The 18,599-nt window shown below is 72.4% G+C and carries 20 protein-coding genes; 10 read left to right on the top strand and 10 right to left on the bottom strand.

The genetic code is table 11. From position 1 onward, the window contains the following. Positions 1-157: 157 nt before the first annotated feature. From AC5L36_RS15815 to AC5L36_RS15825, 3 genes are read right to left on the bottom strand one after another with little or no spacing between them, the layout of a single operon-like run. Positions 158-670 (bottom strand): HNH endonuclease signature motif containing protein, encoded by a 513-nt coding sequence (locus AC5L36_RS15815; RefSeq protein ID WP_441216435.1) that lies wholly within the window; start codon positions 668-670, stop codon positions 158-160. A gap of 47 nt (positions 671-717) precedes the next feature. After that, positions 718-1,215, bottom strand: coding sequence for a metallophosphoesterase family protein (locus AC5L36_RS15820; RefSeq protein WP_441216437.1), 498 nt, complete (start codon positions 1,213-1,215; stop codon positions 718-720). Between the two features lie 4 nt (positions 1,216-1,219). Continuing rightward, complete coding sequence (locus tag AC5L36_RS15825; protein ID WP_441216438.1) at positions 1,220-1,690, bottom strand: MarR family winged helix-turn-helix transcriptional regulator; 471 nt, start codon at positions 1,688-1,690, stop codon at positions 1,220-1,222. Between the two features lie 34 nt (positions 1,691-1,724). Here AC5L36_RS15825 and pip point away from each other — a divergent pair, with 34 nt between their 5' ends. Continuing rightward, the gene (gene pip / locus AC5L36_RS15830) at positions 1,725-2,684 is read left to right on the top strand and encodes a prolyl aminopeptidase (protein ID WP_441216439.1); all 960 of its coding nucleotides are present in this window, start codon (positions 1,725-1,727) and stop codon (positions 2,682-2,684) included. Between the two features lie 61 nt (positions 2,685-2,745). Here pip and AC5L36_RS15835 read toward each other — a convergent pair whose 3' ends face one another. Further along, positions 2,746-3,375, bottom strand: coding sequence for a carbonic anhydrase (locus AC5L36_RS15835; RefSeq protein ID WP_441216441.1), 630 nt, complete (start codon positions 3,373-3,375; stop codon positions 2,746-2,748). A gap of 98 nt (positions 3,376-3,473) precedes the next feature. Here AC5L36_RS15835 and AC5L36_RS15840 point away from each other — a divergent pair, with 98 nt between their 5' ends. After that, a complete protein-coding gene (locus AC5L36_RS15840; protein WP_441216442.1) occupies positions 3,474-3,905 on the top strand; it encodes a heavy metal-responsive transcriptional regulator in 432 nt (143 codons plus the stop codon). A gap of 40 nt (positions 3,906-3,945) precedes the next feature. Here the strand turns inward: AC5L36_RS15840 and AC5L36_RS15845 are convergent, their stop codons facing one another. Further along, positions 3,946-4,911: a helix-turn-helix transcriptional regulator gene (locus AC5L36_RS15845; RefSeq protein ID WP_441216444.1), complete on the bottom strand. Its 966-nt coding sequence runs from the start codon at positions 4,909-4,911 to the stop codon at positions 3,946-3,948. A 49-nt stretch (positions 4,912-4,960) separates the two neighbouring features. Here AC5L36_RS15845 and AC5L36_RS15850 point away from each other — a divergent pair, with 49 nt between their 5' ends. Both AC5L36_RS15850 and AC5L36_RS15855 read left to right on the top strand, forming a co-directional pair. Continuing rightward, positions 4,961-6,031 (top strand): epoxide hydrolase family protein, encoded by a 1,071-nt coding sequence (locus tag AC5L36_RS15850; RefSeq protein WP_441216445.1) that lies wholly within the window; start codon positions 4,961-4,963, stop codon positions 6,029-6,031. Further along, positions 6,028-7,158, top strand: a complete 1,131-nt coding sequence (locus tag AC5L36_RS15855) for a winged helix DNA-binding domain-containing protein (RefSeq protein ID WP_441216446.1) — start codon at positions 6,028-6,030, stop codon at positions 7,156-7,158. Before AC5L36_RS15850 ends, AC5L36_RS15855 begins: the two co-directional genes overlap by 4 nt. Positions 7,159-7,459: 301 nt before the next feature. Here the strand turns inward: AC5L36_RS15855 and AC5L36_RS15860 are convergent, their stop codons facing one another. Then, complete coding sequence (locus tag AC5L36_RS15860; RefSeq protein WP_441216448.1) at positions 7,460-7,762, bottom strand: ArsR/SmtB family transcription factor; 303 nt, start codon at positions 7,760-7,762, stop codon at positions 7,460-7,462. Between the two features lie 174 nt (positions 7,763-7,936). Here AC5L36_RS15860 and AC5L36_RS15865 point away from each other — a divergent pair, with 174 nt between their 5' ends. After that, positions 7,937-8,395: an aminoacyl-tRNA deacylase gene (locus tag AC5L36_RS15865; protein ID WP_441216449.1), complete on the top strand. Its 459-nt coding sequence runs from the start codon at positions 7,937-7,939 to the stop codon at positions 8,393-8,395. 70 nt (positions 8,396-8,465) lie between these two features. Here the strand turns inward: AC5L36_RS15865 and AC5L36_RS15870 are convergent, their stop codons facing one another. Continuing rightward, positions 8,466-9,434, bottom strand: coding sequence for a tyrosine-type recombinase/integrase (locus AC5L36_RS15870; RefSeq protein ID WP_441216451.1), 969 nt, complete (start codon positions 9,432-9,434; stop codon positions 8,466-8,468). A gap of 80 nt (positions 9,435-9,514) precedes the next feature. On the opposite strand from AC5L36_RS15870, the gene AC5L36_RS15875 reads away from it, so the two are divergent. The 4 genes from AC5L36_RS15875 (at position 9,515) to AC5L36_RS15890 (ending at position 12,967) form a co-directional block, all read left to right on the top strand. Further along, positions 9,515-10,507: a helix-turn-helix transcriptional regulator gene (locus tag AC5L36_RS15875; RefSeq protein WP_441216453.1), complete on the top strand. Its 993-nt coding sequence runs from the start codon at positions 9,515-9,517 to the stop codon at positions 10,505-10,507. Then, positions 10,504-10,923: a nitroreductase family deazaflavin-dependent oxidoreductase gene (locus tag AC5L36_RS15880; protein ID WP_441216455.1), complete on the top strand. Its 420-nt coding sequence runs from the start codon at positions 10,504-10,506 to the stop codon at positions 10,921-10,923. The genes AC5L36_RS15875 and AC5L36_RS15880 overlap by 4 nt, the downstream gene beginning before the upstream one ends. A gap of 180 nt (positions 10,924-11,103) precedes the next feature. Beyond that, entirely contained in the window at positions 11,104-11,946 is an 843-nt protein-coding gene (locus AC5L36_RS15885) for a hypothetical protein (protein WP_441216456.1), read from the top strand. Beyond that, entirely contained in the window at positions 11,939-12,967 is a 1,029-nt protein-coding gene (locus AC5L36_RS15890) for an NUDIX domain-containing protein (RefSeq protein WP_441216458.1), read from the top strand. Before AC5L36_RS15885 ends, AC5L36_RS15890 begins: the two co-directional genes overlap by 8 nt. A 22-nt stretch (positions 12,968-12,989) precedes the next feature. On the opposite strand, the gene AC5L36_RS15895 is transcribed toward AC5L36_RS15890, so the two are convergent. Genes AC5L36_RS15895 through AC5L36_RS15905 form a run of 3 tightly spaced genes read right to left on the bottom strand, consistent with a single transcriptional unit; the run spans position 12,990 to position 16,813 of the window. Further along, entirely contained in the window at positions 12,990-14,669 is a 1,680-nt protein-coding gene (locus AC5L36_RS15895) for an acyl-CoA dehydrogenase family protein (protein ID WP_441216460.1), read from the bottom strand. A 12-nt stretch (positions 14,670-14,681) separates the two neighbouring features. After that, positions 14,682-16,052 (bottom strand): MFS transporter, encoded by a 1,371-nt coding sequence (locus AC5L36_RS15900; protein WP_441216462.1) that lies wholly within the window; start codon positions 16,050-16,052, stop codon positions 14,682-14,684. Continuing rightward, positions 16,049-16,813, bottom strand: a complete 765-nt coding sequence (locus AC5L36_RS15905) for a glycerophosphodiester phosphodiesterase family protein (protein ID WP_441216463.1) — start codon at positions 16,811-16,813, stop codon at positions 16,049-16,051. The genes AC5L36_RS15900 and AC5L36_RS15905 overlap by 4 nt, the downstream gene beginning before the upstream one ends. Before the next feature lie 108 nt (positions 16,814-16,921). On the opposite strand from AC5L36_RS15905, the gene AC5L36_RS15910 reads away from it, so the two are divergent. Continuing rightward, positions 16,922-18,433: an Hsp70 family protein gene (locus AC5L36_RS15910; protein ID WP_441216464.1), complete on the top strand. Its 1,512-nt coding sequence runs from the start codon at positions 16,922-16,924 to the stop codon at positions 18,431-18,433. The last annotated feature ends 166 nt before the right edge of the window (positions 18,434-18,599 follow it).

Raw genomic sequence — 18,599 nt, forward strand, 5'->3', positions numbered from 1 at the left:
TGTACCGCAAGTGGGTGACCGTGGTGTCCGCCGGGATCTGGTACGCGACGGCGCTGTCGGCGCTTTTCGCCGAGTGCGTAGGTGCGCTCGTTGTCCGGCGTCTCGGTGTCGGCGGGCGTCGCCTCGGCGTCGACCGGCGCCGGCCGGGGCCGGCGGGCTAGGGTGCGGCGGCCGGTCGGTCCCAGCGGGCTCTCGACTCGGCAAGGCCTGCGGGGGTCATGGAGGCGGCGCGTTCGGCGGCCTGGCGTGCACGCCACCGCTGCTGGGCCTCGGCGTTGCAGGCGCGGCACTGCCGCCGTAGCCGGCCGGTGGCCGGGTCGATCTCCCGCGTGTGGCCGTTGCGGCAGGTGGCCGCCTGGGCGCGGGAGCGGCAGTTTTCGGCGTGGCTGATCTGGCGTAGGTGGGTGGGCTCGATGCAGTCCTTGACGCCGCAGGTGTGGTCGATCTCCAGGTCGGGATCGATCGGGCCGACGAATACCGCGTATGCCACGATATGGGCCCACGCGCGGCCGGCGATTTTCTGGTAGATGCCGCGCTGGGTGCCGTAGCCCTGGACGATGAGGCAGCCGTCCGGGCGGCGGGTCGATCGGGCCAGCAGCAGCGTGCGCAGCGACTCCGGTGTGTGGCGCTTGGACAGTCCCCCGACGTTTTCCAGCACGAACTCCAGCATGGGGCATCGCCGGGAGATGCGTTGACCGCGCCACGGCGGCCGGGAGGCTACCGACCGATCCGGTGCAGCTGGACGTCGCCGATGGCACCGGACGCCACCGTCGCGGTCAGGTAGGTCGCGTACGGCTGGCGGCGCCGGTCCGTCGGCGAGCCGGGGTTGAGCAGGCGCAGCCCGCCCGGCGCCACCGTGTCCCACGGGATGTGCGAGTGGCCGAAGACCAGCACGTCCACGTCGGGGAAGCGGGCGGCGCAGCGGCGCTCCCGGCCGGTGGCGGGGCCGGTCTCGTGCACCACCGCCATCCGCAGCCCGTCGAGCTCCACCCTGGCCACCTCGGGCAGGCGGGCGCGTAGCGCGGGGCCGTCGTTGTTGCCGTACACGCCGACCAGCCGGGCGGCGCGGGCCTCCAGGGCGTCCAGCGCCGCCACCGATACCCAGTCGCCGGCATGGACCACGACGTCGGCCGCGTCGACCGCGGCCCACAGCTGGGCGGGCAGGTCGCGGGCCCGCGCGGGCAGGTGGGTGTCGGAGGTGACGACCAGGCGCATGGGCCTAAGTGTGCGCCTGGACGCGTTCGCGGAACGAGCGCCGGCCAAGCGCGGACAGCACCGCGGTGAGCAGGTCGGCCAGGGGCATCGGCAGCTCGGCGTCCAGCTCGCGCATCGCCGCGGCGGTGGCCGCCCACTCGGCCTCGATGGTCGGCAGCAGCGACTTCGCCAGCGGGGTGAGGGCGACGATGCGCTGCCGGGCGTCGGCGCCGGGCGACAGGGTCACCAGGCCCGCGCGGGTCATCTGGGCGACCGTCTGGCTGGCCGCCGAATGGGTCACGCCGACCGCCGCCGCCAGGTCGCGGATCGACATCGGGCCGGCGGCGACCAGCGCCCGGATCGGCGGGGAGAACCTCGGCCGGTAGTCGGGCAGGCCGGCGTCGCGGTAGACGGTGGCGACGTCGCCGTCGAGCAGCTCCAGCACGTGCCGCATCAGCGTGCCGACGGCGTCACGATCGGGAACCGGAGGGGTCACCGCACCAATGTAACAGCGCTGTTAGATTGGGGGAGTGACCTACCCACACATCGAGCCGTACGCGAACGGCATGCTCGAGGTCGGCGACGGCCACCGCGTGTACTGGGAGACCTGCGGCAACCCCGACGGGCGGCCGGCGCTCGTGCTGCACGGCGGGCCCGGGTCGGGCTGCACGCCGTTCTGGCGGCGGTTCTTCGACCCGGCGGCCTACCGGGTGGTCCTGTTCGACCAGCGCGGCTGCGGCCGCAGCACCCCGTGGGCCGGCGACGCGGACGCCGACCTGTCCACCAACACGACCCACCACCTGCTGGCCGACATCGAGCGGCTGCGCACCCACCTCGGCGTCGACCGGTGGCTGGTGTTCGGCGGCTCGTGGGGTTCCACGCTCGGCGCGGCGTACGCGCAGCGGCATCCCGAGCGGGTGTCGGCGCTGGTGCTGTTCAGCGTGGCGGTGCGGACCCACCGCAACGTGGAGTGGATCACCGAGTCGATGGGGCGGCTCTTCCCCGCCCAATGGGCCGCGTTCAAGGCCGGCGCCGTCGGCGGTGGCCCGAGCGGGGGTCGCCTCGTCGACGCGTACGCGCGGCTGCTGGCCGACCCCGACCCGGCGGTGCGGGACAAGGCGGCCCGCGACTGGTGCGCCTGGGAGGACAGCCACGTCGCGGTGACCGCCGGCCACAAGCCGTCGGCCCGGTACCAGGATCCGCGGTTCCGGCTGATGTTCGCGCGGCTGGTGACCCACTACTGGCGGCACGGGGCGTGGCTCGACGACGACGAGATCATGCGCGGAGCCGCACGGCTCGCCGGCATCCCCGGCGCGCTGGTCCACGGCCGCCTCGACGTGAGCAGCCCGCTCGACGACGCCTGGGAGCTGGCCCGGCGCTGGCCGGACGCCGAGCTGGTCGTGGTCGACGACGCCGGCCACGGCGCCGGCTACCCCGGGATGGCGCGGGCGTGCCTCGCCGCGCTGGACCGGTTCGCCAAGGCGCCCTGACCGGCGCCGCTCAGACCCCCGACCCGGCGCACCTTGCCCTCGGCCAGGCCCGCCTCGCGGCTCAGACCCCCTGACCGGCCACCCGGCGCACGTTGCCCTCGGCCAGGCCGTAGGACAGGCCCACCACGCCGACGCGGCCGTCGGCCAGCCGGTCGGCGATCACCTGGGAGCGCCGGACCAGCAGATCCACCGTGTACCGGATGTGCTCCTCGACGGCCGCGTCCAGGTCGGGCAGCGCCTGGGAGCGGACCGCGAGGACGCTCAGCATGACCCGCTCCACCACGTCGCGGACGAAGCCGTCCGGTGTCGTGCCGTGCCGCACCGCGTCGAACGCCGCCGCGATCGCCCCGCACGAGTCGTGCCCGAGCACGGCGATCAGCGGGGTGTGCAGGGCGGCCACGGCGTACTCGATGCTGCCCAGCACCTCCGGCCCGACCACGTGCCCGGCGGTGCGGACGACGAACAGGTCGCCCAGGCCGCGGTCGAAGATGATCTCGGCGGCGAGCCGGGAGTCGCTGCACCCGAACAGCACCGCGAACGGCCGCTGCGCCGGCGCCAGCGCGGCCCGCCGGTCGGCGTCCTGGTGCGGGTGCAGCCGCTCGCCGGCCACGAACCGCTTGTTGCCCTCGACCAGAAGCTGCAACGCCGAGGCCGGCGACGCCGGAAAGTCCCTGTCGATGCCGTCATCCATCCCGCAACACACTCCCGCCGCCAGTCGGGTCCCGTACACCAAGAGTGTGCCGGTAAACCCTTGACCCTGGACCAAACTCCAAGGTTTACCTTTGCCACATGAGCACGACTACAGCCACGCTGGCGCGTGGACTGCGGGTCGGTGAGCTGGCCAAGCAGGCGGGTGTGGCGACCGACACAGTGCGGTACTACGAGCGGGCCGGCCTGCTGCCCCCGCCGCGGCGCACCGCGGGCGGCTACCGCGCGTACGACGGGGGCGCGCTGGACCGGCTGAAGTTCATCCAGGGCTGCCAGCGGCTCGGGCTGCGCCTGCGCGACATCGCCGACCTGCTGGCCATCCGCGACACCGGCACCTGCCCGTGCGAGCCGGCCGAGGAGCTGCTGCGCCGCCGGCTGGCCGAGGTCGACGCCGAGATGGCCCGGCTGTCCGCGCTGCGGGCCGAGATGGCGCGCATGGTCGACGCGCTGCCGTCGCAGCAGTGCCCGCCGCCGGCGCCGGGGTCCTGGTGCCCGTCCGAGGAAGGGAGGTGAGCGAGATGACCTGTGGTTGTGGTTGTGGCTGCTGCGGCTGCTAGCCAGTAGTGTGCGGACCGCCGAGCGCGCCGGCGGCCCGCGACGCGCGCGCCCCCAACTCGGCCAGCCGGGCGATCAGCTCGGGCGGCTCGTGCACCTCGAAGTCACAGCCGAGCGTCATCAGCCGCCACGCGATGAAGTCGAGCGTGTCGGTGTGGCCGCGCAGCAGGCAGGTGTGCGCGTCGATCGGCTCCACATCGCCGAAGAAGACGCCGGCCATCCGCTCGACCGGCGCGTGCAGCGTCGCCACCGCCTCGTACACCGGGGCCCGCTCGGTCAGCTTGCGGGTCACGAACGCGGCCGCGTCGCCGCCGTCCGGCAGCTCCCGCGCCACCGCCCGGTAGCCGATCACCGCCGGCGCCGCGATCCGGTCCACCCGGAAGATCCGCCAGTCGTCCCGGTCGGTGTCCCAGCCGACCAGGTACCAGCGGCGGCCGGCCGACACGAGGCGGTGCGGCTCGACCCGCCGCTCGGACTCGGCGCCCTCGTGCGTGCGGTATCCGAACCGCACCCGCTCCCGGTTGGTCACCGCGCCGGCCAGCAGGGTGAGCAGCTCCGGGTCGACGGTCGGCCGTTCCCAGGTCAGCAGCGGCTGGGTCGCCGCGCCCAGCGCGCCGACCCGGTGGCGCAGGCGTTTGGGCAGCACCTGTTCGAGCTTGGCCAGCGCGCGGACCGCCGCCTCCTCGATGCCCTCGACCGCGTGGCCGGCCGCGGTGCGCAGGCCCACCGCGATCGCCACCGCCTCGTCGTCCTCCAGCAGGAGCGGCGGCATCGTGGCACCGGCGGCCATCCGGTAGCCGCCGGCCGCGCCCATCGTCGCCTCCACCGGGTATCCGAGGTCGCGCAGCCGCTCCACGTCGCGCCGCACCGTGCGGAGGCTGACGCCGAGGCGGCTGGCCAGCTCGCCGCCCGGCCACTCACGCGGCGTCTGGAGCAGCGACAGCAAACTCAACAGCCGGGTCACCCGCCAACTGTGCCAGATCCTGACCTAATTGGCTTCTAGCGTGGTCCGCATGACACCTTTCCGGATCGACATCCCCGCCGCCGACCTCGACGACCTGCGCGAACGCCTCGCCCGCACCCGGTGGGCCGGCCAGCTGCCCGGCGACGGATGGAGCCGCGGCGTGCCGGTCGACCACCTGCGCGAGCTGGCCGAGTACTGGCGCACCGGCTTCGACTGGCGGGCCCGGGAGGCGGAGCTGAACGCGTTCCCGCAGTTCACCACCGCGATCGACGGGCTGGACGTGCACTTCGCGCACGTCCGCTCGGCCCGCCCGGACGCGCTGCCGCTGCTGCTCACCCACGGCTGGCCGGCCTCGATGGTGGAGTTCGTCCGTACCATCCCGCTGCTGACCGAGTCGTTCCACGTCGTGGTGCCGCACGTGCCCGGGTTCGGCTGGTCGCAGGCGCCGGCGTCGGCCGGGTTCTCCGTGGGCCGGGTGGCCCGCATGTGGGCGCGGCTGATGGCCCGGCTCGGCTACGACCGGTACGGCACGCAGGGCGGCGACCTGGGCGCCTACATAGCGCCGGAGGTCGCGATCGTCGATCCTGAGCACGTGGTGGGTGTACACGTCGACGGCGGGCTGGGCTTTCCCACCCCGGCCGACGTCGCGGAGATGAACGAGGCGGACCGCGCCGAGTACGAGCAGATCATGTCGTGGGCCGGCGCCGGCGTCGACCACCACGGGCTGCTGCGAGCCGCGCCGCAGACCTTCGCGTACGGGTGGCAGGACTCGCCGGTGGCCGCGCTGGCCTGGCTGGCGCAGAAGTTCCGCGACTTCGGCGACGAGGTCGAACGCGACGTGTTCCTCACCAACGCCAGCGTGTACTGGTTCACCGGCACGTTCGGCACCTCGTCGTGGCCGATGTACGACACGCGCGAGTCGACCTGGCCGGTCGGGCAGAAGCAGGTGCCCGGCGGCGTGTACGCGGGCGGCCCGGCGCTGTTCCGCCGGCTGGCCGAGCGGCACAACACGATCGTGCACTGGCCGGAAGGCAACCCAGGCGGGCACTTCGTGGCGATGGAGGAGCCGGCGGCGCACGCGGCCGACATCACCGCGTTCTTCGCGAAGGTGACCGCGTGAAGTGGGAGCAGGTGGTGGCGCGGCGGCTGGAACGGCACGGGCTGGCCGCGCCCACCACCGACCTGGCCGCCACCGTCAGCGCGATGTGCGGGGCGCACGCCCAGGTGATGTCCGCCGCCGAGGCCTCGATCGGGGTGCGGGTCGCCGGCGTCACCCGGGTCGACGTGCGGGAGGCGGTCTGGACCGACCGCACCGTGGTCAAGACCCGCGGGCCGCGCGGCACCGTGCACCTGCTCGCCGCCGCCGACCTGCCGATGTGGGTGGGCGCGCTCGGTGCGCTGCCCTCGCCGCCGTACGCGACCGGCGCCAACGCGCTCATGACCCCCGACCAGGTCGACCAGGTCGTCGCCGCCATCGCCGCCGCGCTGAAGGACGCCGAGCTCACCACCGAGGAGCTGACCGCCGAGGTGGTCGCCCGCACCGGGCCGTGGGCCGGCGACCGGGTGATGGACGCGTTCCAGGACAAGTGGCCGCGGTGGACGCAGGCCATGGAGGTCGCCTCCCGGCGGGGCGCGATGTGCTTCGGCCCCAACCGGGGCCGGCAGACCACCTACACCAGCCCGGCCCGCTGGCTGCCCGGCTTCACCCCGCTGCCGGCGGACGCCGCGCTGCCCGAGCTGGTCCGCCGCTACCTGCACGCGTACGGGCCGGCAACGCCCGCGCACTTCGCGAAGTGGCTGGCGATCGGGCAGCGGTGGGCCAAGGAGCTGTTCGAACGGGCCGACCTGGAGCGGGTCGACGTCGACGGCGAGCCGGCGTGGGTGGCCGCCGGCGACACCGGCGTGCCCGCGGGACCGCCGCGCGGGGTGCGGCTGCTGCCGTACTTCGACGCGTACGGGATCGGCTGCCACCCGCGGGAGAAGGTCTTCCCCGGCCGGGCCGGCGAGCGCGCGCTCAACCGGGGCCAGGCCGGCAACTTCGCGGTGCTGCTGGTCGACGGCACGGTCGCCGGGATCTGGCACCAGAAGCGGTCCGGCAAACGGATCGCGGTGACGGTGGAGGCGTTCGGCACGCTCAGCCCGGCCCGGCTCAAGCAGCTGGGGGAGCAGGTCGAACGCCTGGGCGAGATCCTGGAGGCCACGCCCACCCTCACGCTGGGCGAGGTCACCGTCGGCGGCCACGCCTAGGAGATCTTCCGTCAGTGTCGATGGGTACGGCACCGCCACATGACTACTCGATACCCGCTCGCTCCGAGTCCGACTTGATCGAATCACCCGGCGTGGCTTGTCGGCGGTCGCATAGGCTTCGTTGAACGCGAACCGGCTGCCCGGAGCGGCGGCCGAGCCGTCGTTCGCCGGTCAGGAACGCGGCGACGGTCAACAGATCGTGGTACCGAACCGCCCCTCCAGGGGCAGGAAAGTACCAAGATCTGTTAGCGCGACGACCTTACCCACGTCGATCAAGGAACTCTGCCGCCACGCGGATCGTCTAGGTGTTGTCGAGGTGCTTTTCCAGGCGGTCGAAGCTGTCGGACCACAGCCGCCGGTAGGGGGCCAGCCAGGTGTCGATCTCGGCGAGCGGCTCGGGGCGCAGCTCGTACCAGCGGCGCTGGGCGTCCTGCCGGACCCGCACCAGGCCGGCCTCGCGCAGCACCCGCAGGTGTTTGGAGGTGCCGGGCTGGGTCAGGCCGAGCCGCTCGACCAGCTCGCCGACCGGCCGGGGCCGCTCCAGCAGCAGGTCGAGGATGCGGCGCCGGGTCGGCTCGGCCAGGACGTCAAAGGTCGACAACACCTTCCAAATATAACCGGCCGGGCATATATGCCGCTAGGTCACGACCAGCACCTTCGAGGAGACGAGCGCCGCCGACCGCGAGCGGTTCGCGGGCTACCTGCGGCAACTGGTCCGCGAAAACCCGGCCGGGGTGGACCTGCGCGGCCGGCCCGGGCCCGGCTAGCGTCACCTACCGTGACCGAGTCTCCGACGCAGATCCTCGACCGGGCGGGCGTGCCCTACGAGCTGTTCTCGCACCCGGGCGCCGTGACGTTCGAGGAGGTGCTGCGGGAGATGGGCTTCCCGCCCGACCAGATGATCAAGACGGTGGCGTTCCGGACCGGGCCGGACACGCTGCTGCTGGCCTCGCTGCCGTCGCCGCGCCGGCTGTCGTACGGTGCGCTGGCCCGCGCGGCCGGTGTCTCCCGCGGGCGGATGCGGCCGGCGGACGGCGACGACCTGCGCCTGCTCGGCATGCAGGTGGGCGGGGTCAGCCCGCTGACCCGGCTCGCCGGCGTCACCACCGTCTTCGACGCGGCGATGGTCGACGCGCCGCACGCCTACCTGGGCAGCGGCCGGGCCGGCGAGTCGCTCATGGTGGAGACCAAAGCCCTGGTCGACGTCGTGCGCCCGGCGACCGCGGCGATCACCTAGTGCGGTGGCCCGGAAACGTGGGCTGGCTTCGCCGGCCGGGCTGAGCCGCGGCCTTCGGCCACCGCGCCGATCACCTCGCCGACGTCGTGCGGCGGGCGCGGGCCGCCCAGATCGCGTAGGCCGGGTCGCGGTCCAAGTTGTGCCGGTCGCGGTCGTACCGGCGGGTCGTGCGCGGGTCGGCGTGCCCCATCGCGTCCTGCACGTCTTCGAGCGGCACGCCCTCGGCCCGCGCCGTGGTCGCGAACGCGTGCCGCAGCGAGTGCGGCGACAGCTTCGCCCACGCCGGGATGCCGGCCTGCCGGGCCAGCCGCCGCACGATCCGGAACACCGCGTGCCGGTCCAGCCGCGCCCCGCTGGCGGTCAGGAACACCGCGCCCTGCGCCGGGCCGGGACGGATCGCCAGGTAGGCGTCGAGCGCGTCGGAGGTACCCGGAGTCAACGCCCGCCGGCGCGGACGGCCGCCCTTGCCGACGAACCGCACGCTGCGGTGACCCCGCTCGTACCCGATGTCGTCGAGGTCGAGGCTGACCAGCTCGCCGACCCGCAGCCCCAGGTCGGCCAGGAGCGCGACGGCGGCCCGGTTGCGCGCCGCGTGCGGCCCGGTGTCGGTGTCGGCGGCCGTAAGCAGCGCGTCGACCTCCTCCGCGGTGAGCCCGACGGTGCTGGAGTGGTCGCGGGCGACCTTGGGGCGGTCGGCGCCGGCGACCGGGTTGGCCTCGACCGCGCGCAGCTTGGTCAGGAAGTCGAACCAGCTCGACAGCGCGGACAGCTTGCGCGCCACGGTGGCCGCGCTGAGCGGGCGGCCGCTGCGCGGGTCGACGGTCGCCTCCAGGTCGCGGCCGTACGCGTTGACGTCCAGGAACGAGGCGCGCAGCGGCTCCAGCTCGCGGGCCGCGCACCAGGCCAGCCAGCCGGCGACGTCCCGGCGGTACGCGGCGCGGGTGTGCTCGGAGAGCCGCCTGTTGCGCAGCCACGCCTCGGTGAAGTCGTCCCCACCAGCGGCGACCGGGAGCGCGCTGGGCAGCACAGCCGGGTACATGGGCACGATCATCCCAGCGGCGGGGCGCCGAGCGGGTACCTGACACGCGCTGTCAGGGACCTCGGCTAGTTTCTTCAAGTGTGCGAGCCAGCCGCCTGCTCTCCCTGCTTCTGCTCCTCCAGACGCGGGGGCGGATGACCGCCCAGGAGCTCTCCGACGAGCTCGAGGTGTCGATCCGCACCATCTACCGCGACGTCGAGTCGCTGTCCGGCGCCGGCGTCCCGGTGTACGCGGACCGCGGCCCGGCCGGCGGCTACCAGCTGCTCGACGGCTACCGCACCCGGTTGACCGGCCTGACCGTCGACGAGGCGGAGACGCTGTTCCTGTCCGGGGTGCCCGGCCCGGTCGCCGAGCTGGGCCTCGGTGCGGTCCTGACCGCCGCCGAGCTCAAGCTGCGCGCCTCGCTGCCACCGGAGCTGGGCGCCCGCGCCGGTCGGATCCGCGAGCGTTTCCACCTGGACGCGCCCGGCTGGTTCCGCCGCGACGAGCAGACCCCGCACCTGTCCGCGCTGGCCGGCGCGGTCTGGGACGAGCGCCTGGTCCAGGCCCGCTACCTGCGGTGGAAGGCACCCCGCGAGGTCACCCGCACGCTCGCCCCGCTCGGCGTGGTGCTCAAGGCCGGCCGCTGGTACCTGGTGGCCGCGCCCGCCGACGACCTTTCCCGGCCGTTGACCTACCGGGTCAGCAACGTGCTCGGCGTCGACGTGCTCGACCAGACGTTCGGCCGGCCGGAGGGCTTCGACCTGGCCGGGTTCTGGCAGGCCTGGGCCAAGCGCTACGAGGACAGCGTCTACGTCGACGAGGCCACGGTCCGGATGACCACCGAGGCGCTGGGCCTGATGCCGCACATCTTCCCGCCGGCGATGAGCCGCGCCGCGATCGCCAACGCCGGCCCACCCGGCGACGACGGCTGGCTGCACACCACCGTGCCGATCGAGTCGGTCAAGCACGGCCTGGTCGAGCTGCTCAAGCTCGGCGCCGACGTCGAGGTGCTCGGCCCGCCCGAGCTGCGCGAACGCTTCGCCGAAACCACCCGCGGCATGAGCCGCCTCTACCTGGGGGACCAGTCATGACCATGCCAAGCGACATGAAGGCGCACAACCGCGAGCTCGTCGAGCAGTTCCGGGCCAACGGCGGCACCGCGCCGGACAACCGGCCGCTGCTGCTGCTCACCACCACCGGCCGGCGCACCGGCCAGCGGCGCACGACCCCGATGATGTTCATCCCGGACGGCGACGACCTGCTGGTGATCGCCTCCAACGCGGGCGCGCCGAAGCATCCGGACTGGTTTCGCAACCTGGTCGCCGACCCGCACGTCCTGGTCGAGGTGAAGGGCGAGACCTTCGAGGCCACCGCGGTGGTCCCGGAGGGCGGCGAGCGCGACCGCATCTTCGCCGGCGTCGTCGAGCGGTACGCGTTCTTCGCCGACCACCAGGCCAAGGCCGGCCGCACCATCCCGGTCGTCATATTGCGGCGTGATCGTCCGTGACCTGAAGGACCACATATCCTCTGTTACCGGTGGTCCGGACCGCTGCTCCGGTGATTGCGGACAAGCCAGTTCGGTACCGTCACCCAGCACGGGTTCCCGTCGGTCGGAGGTGCCGCTTTGCACCCTGCTCACTCTCCAGCGCTCCGGCGATGGTTCTTCGCCTCCTTGACGCTCGCTGCGGTGGTCATCCTTCTTCTGCGCTTCCTGCGCTTTCAGGAGTCGGTCGACGCCGATGGGTGGGAACGCACTCTTGGCGAGATTCTCGATAGTCTTCTCGCCGCAACGATCACCGGCCTTGCGATTGGTCTGGCATACGCGCTACTGGTGCCGAAGCGCGAACTGGACAGCATAGAGGTGCTCCAACCCAGGGCGATAGCCAGGGTGATCGAGACGGATGCGAGAGGCTCTACGACGTGGGCGATCCGCGCCAGAACAGCCAGCTATTTCGCCCGCGCCATCCTTCCCGTCCTCAAGGAAAATGCTCTCCGAACGGGGCGAAGCATCAAGATCAGGGTCCAACTCCTAGATCCATCGAATGCTACGGCGCTCGACGCCTACGCGCGGTTCCGGAGCAACCATCCGGGTGCTTCGGCCAAGTGGAACGCGGCAAGGGTACGAACAGAAATTCTGTCCACGATTCTGGCAGCGGCAATCTGTAGGAACGAGGCGCCCAGGCTAGAAATCGAGATCGGATTTAGTCCGGACTTTTGGGTTCTCAGCCTCGATCTTTCGGATGACTCCGCGTTCATAACCGGTCAGAATAGGGGCGAGCCGGCCCTGTGTATCCGCAGGACATCCGAACTCTTCAGTGGATGGGTCGAAGAATTCGACGCCGGATTCTCGATATGTCGGGTGGTCCGGCCGTCGGTCGAGGGTTTGACCTCTCGCGATCTTCGACGACTCTCGCCAGCAACTCTCGGAAAGATGCGAACGCTTTTCGAATCCATCGGCTTTCATGGACTCCAAGATCCTGAGCTTCGGGAGATATCCAACTACATGAAGCGGGACCACAACTATGCATGATGCCGAAGTTGCAGAGTGGCTTGCCAACTGCACTCCTCAAGACGTGCGGTCAATGCTGGAATCCGTTGAGAGGTCATACCGGCATCCGTATGGGTTTTCGGTCCACCGATTGGCGATGCGCCATCTTTTGCCATGGAACCTGCGCGTCCACTTTTGGCCGCGACCGCTGGCCTTTTATGAGCGCCTGCGTCAACACCGAACCGAATCACAGCTTATTCATGCGCACGGATGGGATCTTATTTCGGTAGTTGTCGAAGGCGAGTTGGAGGAACGTGAGTACGATTTCGACGCCGAAGAGGGCGGCCAATTTACGCTTTACGCCACGAATGCCGTCCCCGGTCAAAGTGCCAGCGTTCTCAGGGCTGTGGGTCAGAGGCTGTCAATAGGTCGAATAAAGAAGCGCGAGCGTCGGCCCGAGACGGGTGCCTATCTAATTTCCGCCGGCGCCTATCATTCAACCCTTCCCGCCAAGCGGAGCGTATCCCTCGTGGCAGCCAAGCAGCTGCCCGGACAGAGTTCGCAGGTCGCGGTGTATCGAGGCGCCAAGAATGAGCTTGTGAACGGCGCACCGGAGTTGCCCTCCGCTGAATTCGATTCGCCCCGGGCGTCGACAGAGGACAACTGGTCGTCTTTTGTGTTCTTCCTTCGCGCGAATCAAGTTCTCCTGGTGCGCACAACCGATCGCCCGCATCAGTGGCACCCCATCGGCGGTCGACGCGACGATGGAGACTCCAGCCCCATGGACACTCTTATTCGGGAAGTCGACGAGGAGGTCGGAGCTGGTATCGATCCCAGCATGGCGGTTTGGATAGGATCTCGTGCGGCCGATGTGGGGTCCGGAACGGTGTGCTTTTGGGTAGTAAGGGACCACGATCTGGTCGACCCGTTGCCGTTGCCGAAAGAAGAAATAGTCGAAGCGCAATGGTGGGACGCTTCGCGTGCGACAAAATTGCCAATGTTCTCGGCTACCGCCGCCTCTCTTCGAGAGATACTCGATCCGGCTGCACGGCAATTCATCTAGGCGCTGAGCGTGGCGCGGCGGGTCAGGCCAGGGCGTCCAAATGGTGGTGGGCGTCCACGGCGATCTCCTCGCGGCGCAGCCAGCGGCGCGACCACAGCCGCGCGGCCATCTCGGCCTGCTCGTCGCCGGTGGTGGCGTGCTCGATCAGCAGGGCGGCGGCCAGGGCGTGGCCCATGCGCAGGGCCAGGCCGCGGGCGCCGGCCACCACACCCGCCGCGGTCGGGTCGGCCGTCACGTCGGCGAGGTCGGCGCGGATCGCGGTGGTGGCCTCGTGCAGCTGGTCGGCCAGGGCCGGTGAGATGCCGCGGGCGACGTCCTGTGCGGCGTCCAGGCGGGCGAGCAGTGGGACCGCCGCGTCGTCGCGGACGGTGGCGCGGAGCGTGTCCAGTGCCAGCACGTTGGTGGTGCCCTCCCAGATCGGCAGGACTTGGGCGTCGCGGAGCAGGCGGGGGACGCCGGTGTCCTCGACGTAGCCGGCGCCGCCGAAACTTTCCACGTACTCGCTGGCCGACGCGACCGCTAGCTTGCCGGTGACCAGCTTGGCCAGCGGGGCGACGATGCGCAGCTCGGCGGCGGCCGCCGGGTCGGCGCCCACCTCGACGCGGCCTAGCAACGCGAACGCGTGCGCTGCGAGGGCGAACGCCCCAGCCGCGTCGACCGCGAGGGTGCCGAGGGTGGCGCGGTGCAGCGGGGAGCCGGCGAGGGGGCCGCCGGCGACGGTGCGGCCGGCGGCGAACGCGAGCGCGTACTGGAGGCCGCGGCGCATGCCACCGGCGGCGGCGGCCGCGTTGTGCAGGCGGGTGACCACGACCAGCGTCATCGCGCGGGTGAGGCCGCCGGGGCCGGTCGGGTCGCCCAGCGGCAGCGCGAGCGCCGAGTCCAGGCCGATTTCGGCGGTGGGCAGGGCGCGGGTGCCGAGCTTGTCCTTGAGCCGGTGCACCCGGATGCCGGGCGCGGTCGAGGAGCCGTCGTCGGCGTAGCGGGGGATCAGGAACGGGGCGAGTACCCGGCTGCCCGGCCCGGCGCCCTCCGGTCGGGCCAGCGCGACCGCGACCGCGGAGTCGGCGGCCGAGCAGAACCATTTCTCACCCGTCACATGCCACCGTCCGGAGGCAAGAGACGCCACTGTGGACGATCGGGACAGGTCGGAGCCGCCCTGCGACTCGGTCATCCACTGTCCACTGGTGACCGCGTTGGCGGGGTCGGTGGAGACGAGGCGGGGCAGCCACGCGTCGCGTACCGCGGGGTCGACCTCGGGGCGGGACAGCAGCGCGGCGGCGCCGTCGGCCATGGCGACCGGGCAGGAGAAGGTGGCGGACTCGGGACCGTACAGGTGCAGCAGCGCGTGCTGCACCACCCGCGCCGCCGCGCCCCAGGTGGCCCTGGCCTCGGGCAGGTAGGGCAGTGCCACGACCGCGTGGTGTGCGGCGGCGGCGCGCTGCTGCTCCCACCCCGGGGCGGTCACGATCCGGTCGACCCTCCCGCCCCACGCGTCGTACCTGATGAGGGTTGGTGGGTGTGTCTCGGCGTCGGTGTGCGCCGCGCGGAGGGTGTCCACGACGGCGGCCGCGAGGTCTGTCAGGCGGTCTTTGGCCGCCGCGTGACCGGCGGGGCCGAGGACGCGGTCGAGCCAGGAGCGCAGGAGGGGGTCGCCGGCGTACGGGTCGGCGGGGGCGGGCACGGCCTGTACGAAACGGTCCATGCCCGACCCTAACTAAAGAACGCGCGGCGGCCGGTTGCCGGCGGCCAGGATCGCGCGGCGCAGCGGCACCAGCATCAGCAGCACGAAGCCGACCGCGAAGAACGCGACGAGCGCGACGATGCCGACCCGGTAGCTGTCGGTGATCTGGTAGACCAGGCCGAACGCGAGCGGGCCCAGCCAGCTGGTGCCCTTGTCGCTGATCTCGTAGAAGCCGTAGTACTCGCCTTCCTTGCCCTTCGGGATCAGCTGGCTGAACAGCGACCGGCTCAGCGCCTGGCTGCCGCCCAGCACGATGCCGATCGCGGCGCCGAGCGCGATGAACGGCAGCGGTGCCTCGCCGGGCAGCCAGTACGCGGCGATCACCACCGCGGTCCACAGCACGAGGCTGAGCAGCACGGTGTTGCGGGCGCCGATCCGGGCGGCGAGGCGGCCCAGCGCCAGCGCGCCGAAGAACGCGGTCAGCTGCACCACCAGGATCGTGATGATCAGCGTGTTGGTCGCAAGGCCCAGCTCCTCGGAGCCGAACTGGCTGGCCAGGTTGATCACCGTCTGGATGCCGTCGTTGTAGACCAGGAAGGCGAGCAGGAAGAACAGCGTCAGCGGGTAGGCCCGCATGCCCTTGATGGTGCGGCCGAGCTGGCGGAAGCCGTCGGTGACCACGTTGGCGCCGGTGCTGGCGTGCACCGCCGGGTACTCGCGCATGAACTTCAGCGGCACCAGCGTGAACACCGCCCACCACACGCCGGCCGACACGATCGACCAGCGGGCGATGTCGAGGGTGCGCTGGTCGTCGTCCTCGATGCCGAAGATCTGCACGGCCACCAGGTTGAGCGCGAGCAGGATGAACCCGCCCAGGTAGCCCAGCGCCCAGCCGCGGCTGGAGATGTCGTCGCGCTGGTCGGGGCCGGACAGCTGCGGCAGGTACGAGTGGTAGACGACGATGCTGGCGCCGAACGAGATGTTCGCGATCAGGAACAGCAGCCCGCCCAGCAGGTAGCGCTCGCCGGTGACGAACGCGAACCCGCAGGTGGCCGCGGCGCCGATGAACGCGGCGCCGGCCAGCAGCCGCTTCTTGTGCGCCGAACGGTCGGCGACCGCGCCCATGACCGGCAGCACGAACACGGTGAGCAGCACCGACAGCGACACCACGTACGGGTAGTAGGAGCCGGCCGCGACCGTGATGCCGAACGGGTGCACGTCGCGGTCGCACTCGTCGGCGCCGAGCGGGCAGCCGGCGGCGACCTCGGTGACGGCGGTGAGGAACGGGCCGAGGAAGACCGCGATGACCGTGGTCTGGAAGGCGGAGTTGGCCCAGTCGTAGAAGTACCAGCCGGTGCGCTCGCGGCGGGTCGCGTACTGGCTGGTGGTGTCGGTCGTCGTCACTCGGCCCCTTCGTGCCACACGCCGCGGCTCAGGTAGACGTCGCGCAGCACGTCGACGCGATCCGTCATGATGCCATCAACACCAAGATCAAGTAAGCCGTGCATTTCGGCGGGGTCGTCGATCGTCCACACGTGCACCTGGAGCCCGAGCTTGTGCGCGTAGCGCACGAACCGCCGGTCGACCACCGGCAGCCGCCCGTACCGGGTCGGCACCTGCGCGGCCACCACCGACGGCGGCAGGCTCAGCCGCTGCCCGGTCAGCGACGCCACCCGCAGCCGGGCCACCGCCCGCATCCCCAGCGACGTGGCCACCTTCGGCCCGGCCAGCATCCGCACCCGGGCCAGCCGCGCGTCGCTGAACGACGCCAGCAACACCCGCTCACCGGCGCCCGCGCGGGTCACCGTCTCGACCGTGGGTGCGACGCCGCTGTCCGCCTTCACGTCGATGTTGAACCGGACCTGCGGCCACGCGGCGAGGATCTCGTCCAGCCGGGGTACCGCCGCCGCGCCGCCCACCCGCACGGTGGACAGGTCGGCCCAGGACATGGTGTCGATCCGCCCCGGCCGCCCGGCGACCCGGTCGAGGGTCGCGTCGTGGAAGACCACGGCCACACCGTCGGTGGTGGCGTGCACGTCGGTCTCCACGTACCGGTAGCCGAGCGCGACGGCCCGCGCGAACGCCTCCGCCGTGTTCTCGTCGCCCTCGGCGGCGCCGCCGCGGTGCGCGAACGCGATCGGGACCGGGTGGTCGAGGTAGGTCACGGCGGTTGTCCTTCGTCGGCGGGCTGCCTCGCGGCGCTTGTCGTCGGCCGGCGGGCCGGGCTCACGGCGTGCAGTATGCACGGCGACGGCGACGGTAGGGTGACGGCCATGCGGGTGCTCGGCATCGACTTCGGCACGTCGAACACGGTCGCCATGGTCCGCGGCGCGGACGGGCGGGCGCGGCCGCTGCTGTTCGACGGCTCGCCGCTGCTGCCGTCCGCCGTCTACCTCAACCCCGACGGCAAGCTGCTGGTCGGCCGCGACGCCGAGCGGACCGCCCGGCTCGACCCGGCCCGCTTCGAACCCAACCCCAAGCGCCGCATCGACGACGGCGTGGTGCTGCTCGGCGAGCAGGAGCTGCCGGTGCCCCGGGTGATCGCCGCCGTGCTCGGCCGCCTCGCCACCGAGGCCGCCCGCCACCTCGGCGGCCCGATCGAGGAGGTGCGGGTCACCCACCCGGCCCGCTGGGGCGAACGCCGCCGCGCCGTCCTGGTCGAGTCGGTCCGCGCCGCCGGGCTGCCCACCCCCCGCCTGGTGGTCGAGCCGGTCGCGGCCGCCTCCTACTACACGGCCGTGCTCGGCAGCGCCATGCCGGTCGGCCGCGCGTTGGCCATCTACGACCTGGGCGGCGGCACCTTCGACGCCGCCGTGGTGCGCCGCACGCCCACCGGCTTCGAGGTGCTGGCCGAGGCGGGCCTGTCCGACCTGGGCGGCCTCGACTTCGACCAGGCCCTGGTCGAGCACCTCGGGCGCGGCTACTCCGAGACCCGCACCACCTTGTGGAACAGCCTCGTCGCCCCCGCCGACCCGGGCCAGCGGCGGCAGCGGGCCCTGCTCTACGACGACGTGCGCGGCGCCAAGGAGATGCTGTCCCGCACCACCAGCGCCGACGTGCACCTGCCCGCGCTGGACATCTCCGCGCACATCACCCGGGAGGAGTTCGACGGGCTGATCCGCCCGTACATGCTCCAGACCGTGCACTGCCTGGCCCAGACCATCACCGCGGCCCGGCTCGCCCCGCCCGACCTGGTCGGCATCTTCCTGGTCGGCGGCTCCAGCCGCATCCCCCTGGCCGCGCACCTGCTGCACACCGAGCTCGGCGTCGCACCCACCACCCTGGAGCAGCCGGAGACGGTGGTGGCCGAGGGCGCCCTGTTCTTCGGCGGCCCGGCCAGCGCGGCCGGCCCGGTCCACTCCGGCGTGCCGCGCCCGGTCGCCCCACCCCCGCGCATGCCCGCCCCGCCGGTGGCCCGCCCACCCGCGGCCCCGGTCTCCCGCCCGCCGGCACCCGTGTCCCGCCCGCCGGTGGCCCCCGTGTCCCGCCCGCCGGTGGCCCCGGTGTCCCGGCCGCCGGTGGCGCCGCCGCGCCCCCCGGTGATCGCCCGCCCGTCCGCGCCGCCGGTGAGCGCCACCCCGGTCTCGCCGCCCCGCACGCCACCGCGCCCGCCGGTACAGCACGTGCCGCCCCGCCCGGCCCCGGTCGCCCCACCCCGCCCACCGGTGGTGGCGGCGCCCCGGGCCCGGCGGCCGTGGTTCGAGGAGCCCGCTCTGGTGTGGACGGTCGCCCTGGGCGCCATGGTCCTGATCGCGGTCGTCGTCCTGATCCTCCTCGCCGCCTGACCCCGCCCTCAGCGACGCGGCGGGTCGACGGGGCTTCAGGCGTTACCGACCGCTGCCGTTGCTGTCGTCGACCAGCCGGCCCGGCATGCTTGCCATGCTCTTGGTGGGTGGTTGCGGTGGGAGCCGTGCTCGGGCTTCGCGCGCTGGCTGCGGCTTGGGGGTGGCC

The organism is Phytohabitans sp. LZ39 (genome assembly GCF_059359075.1).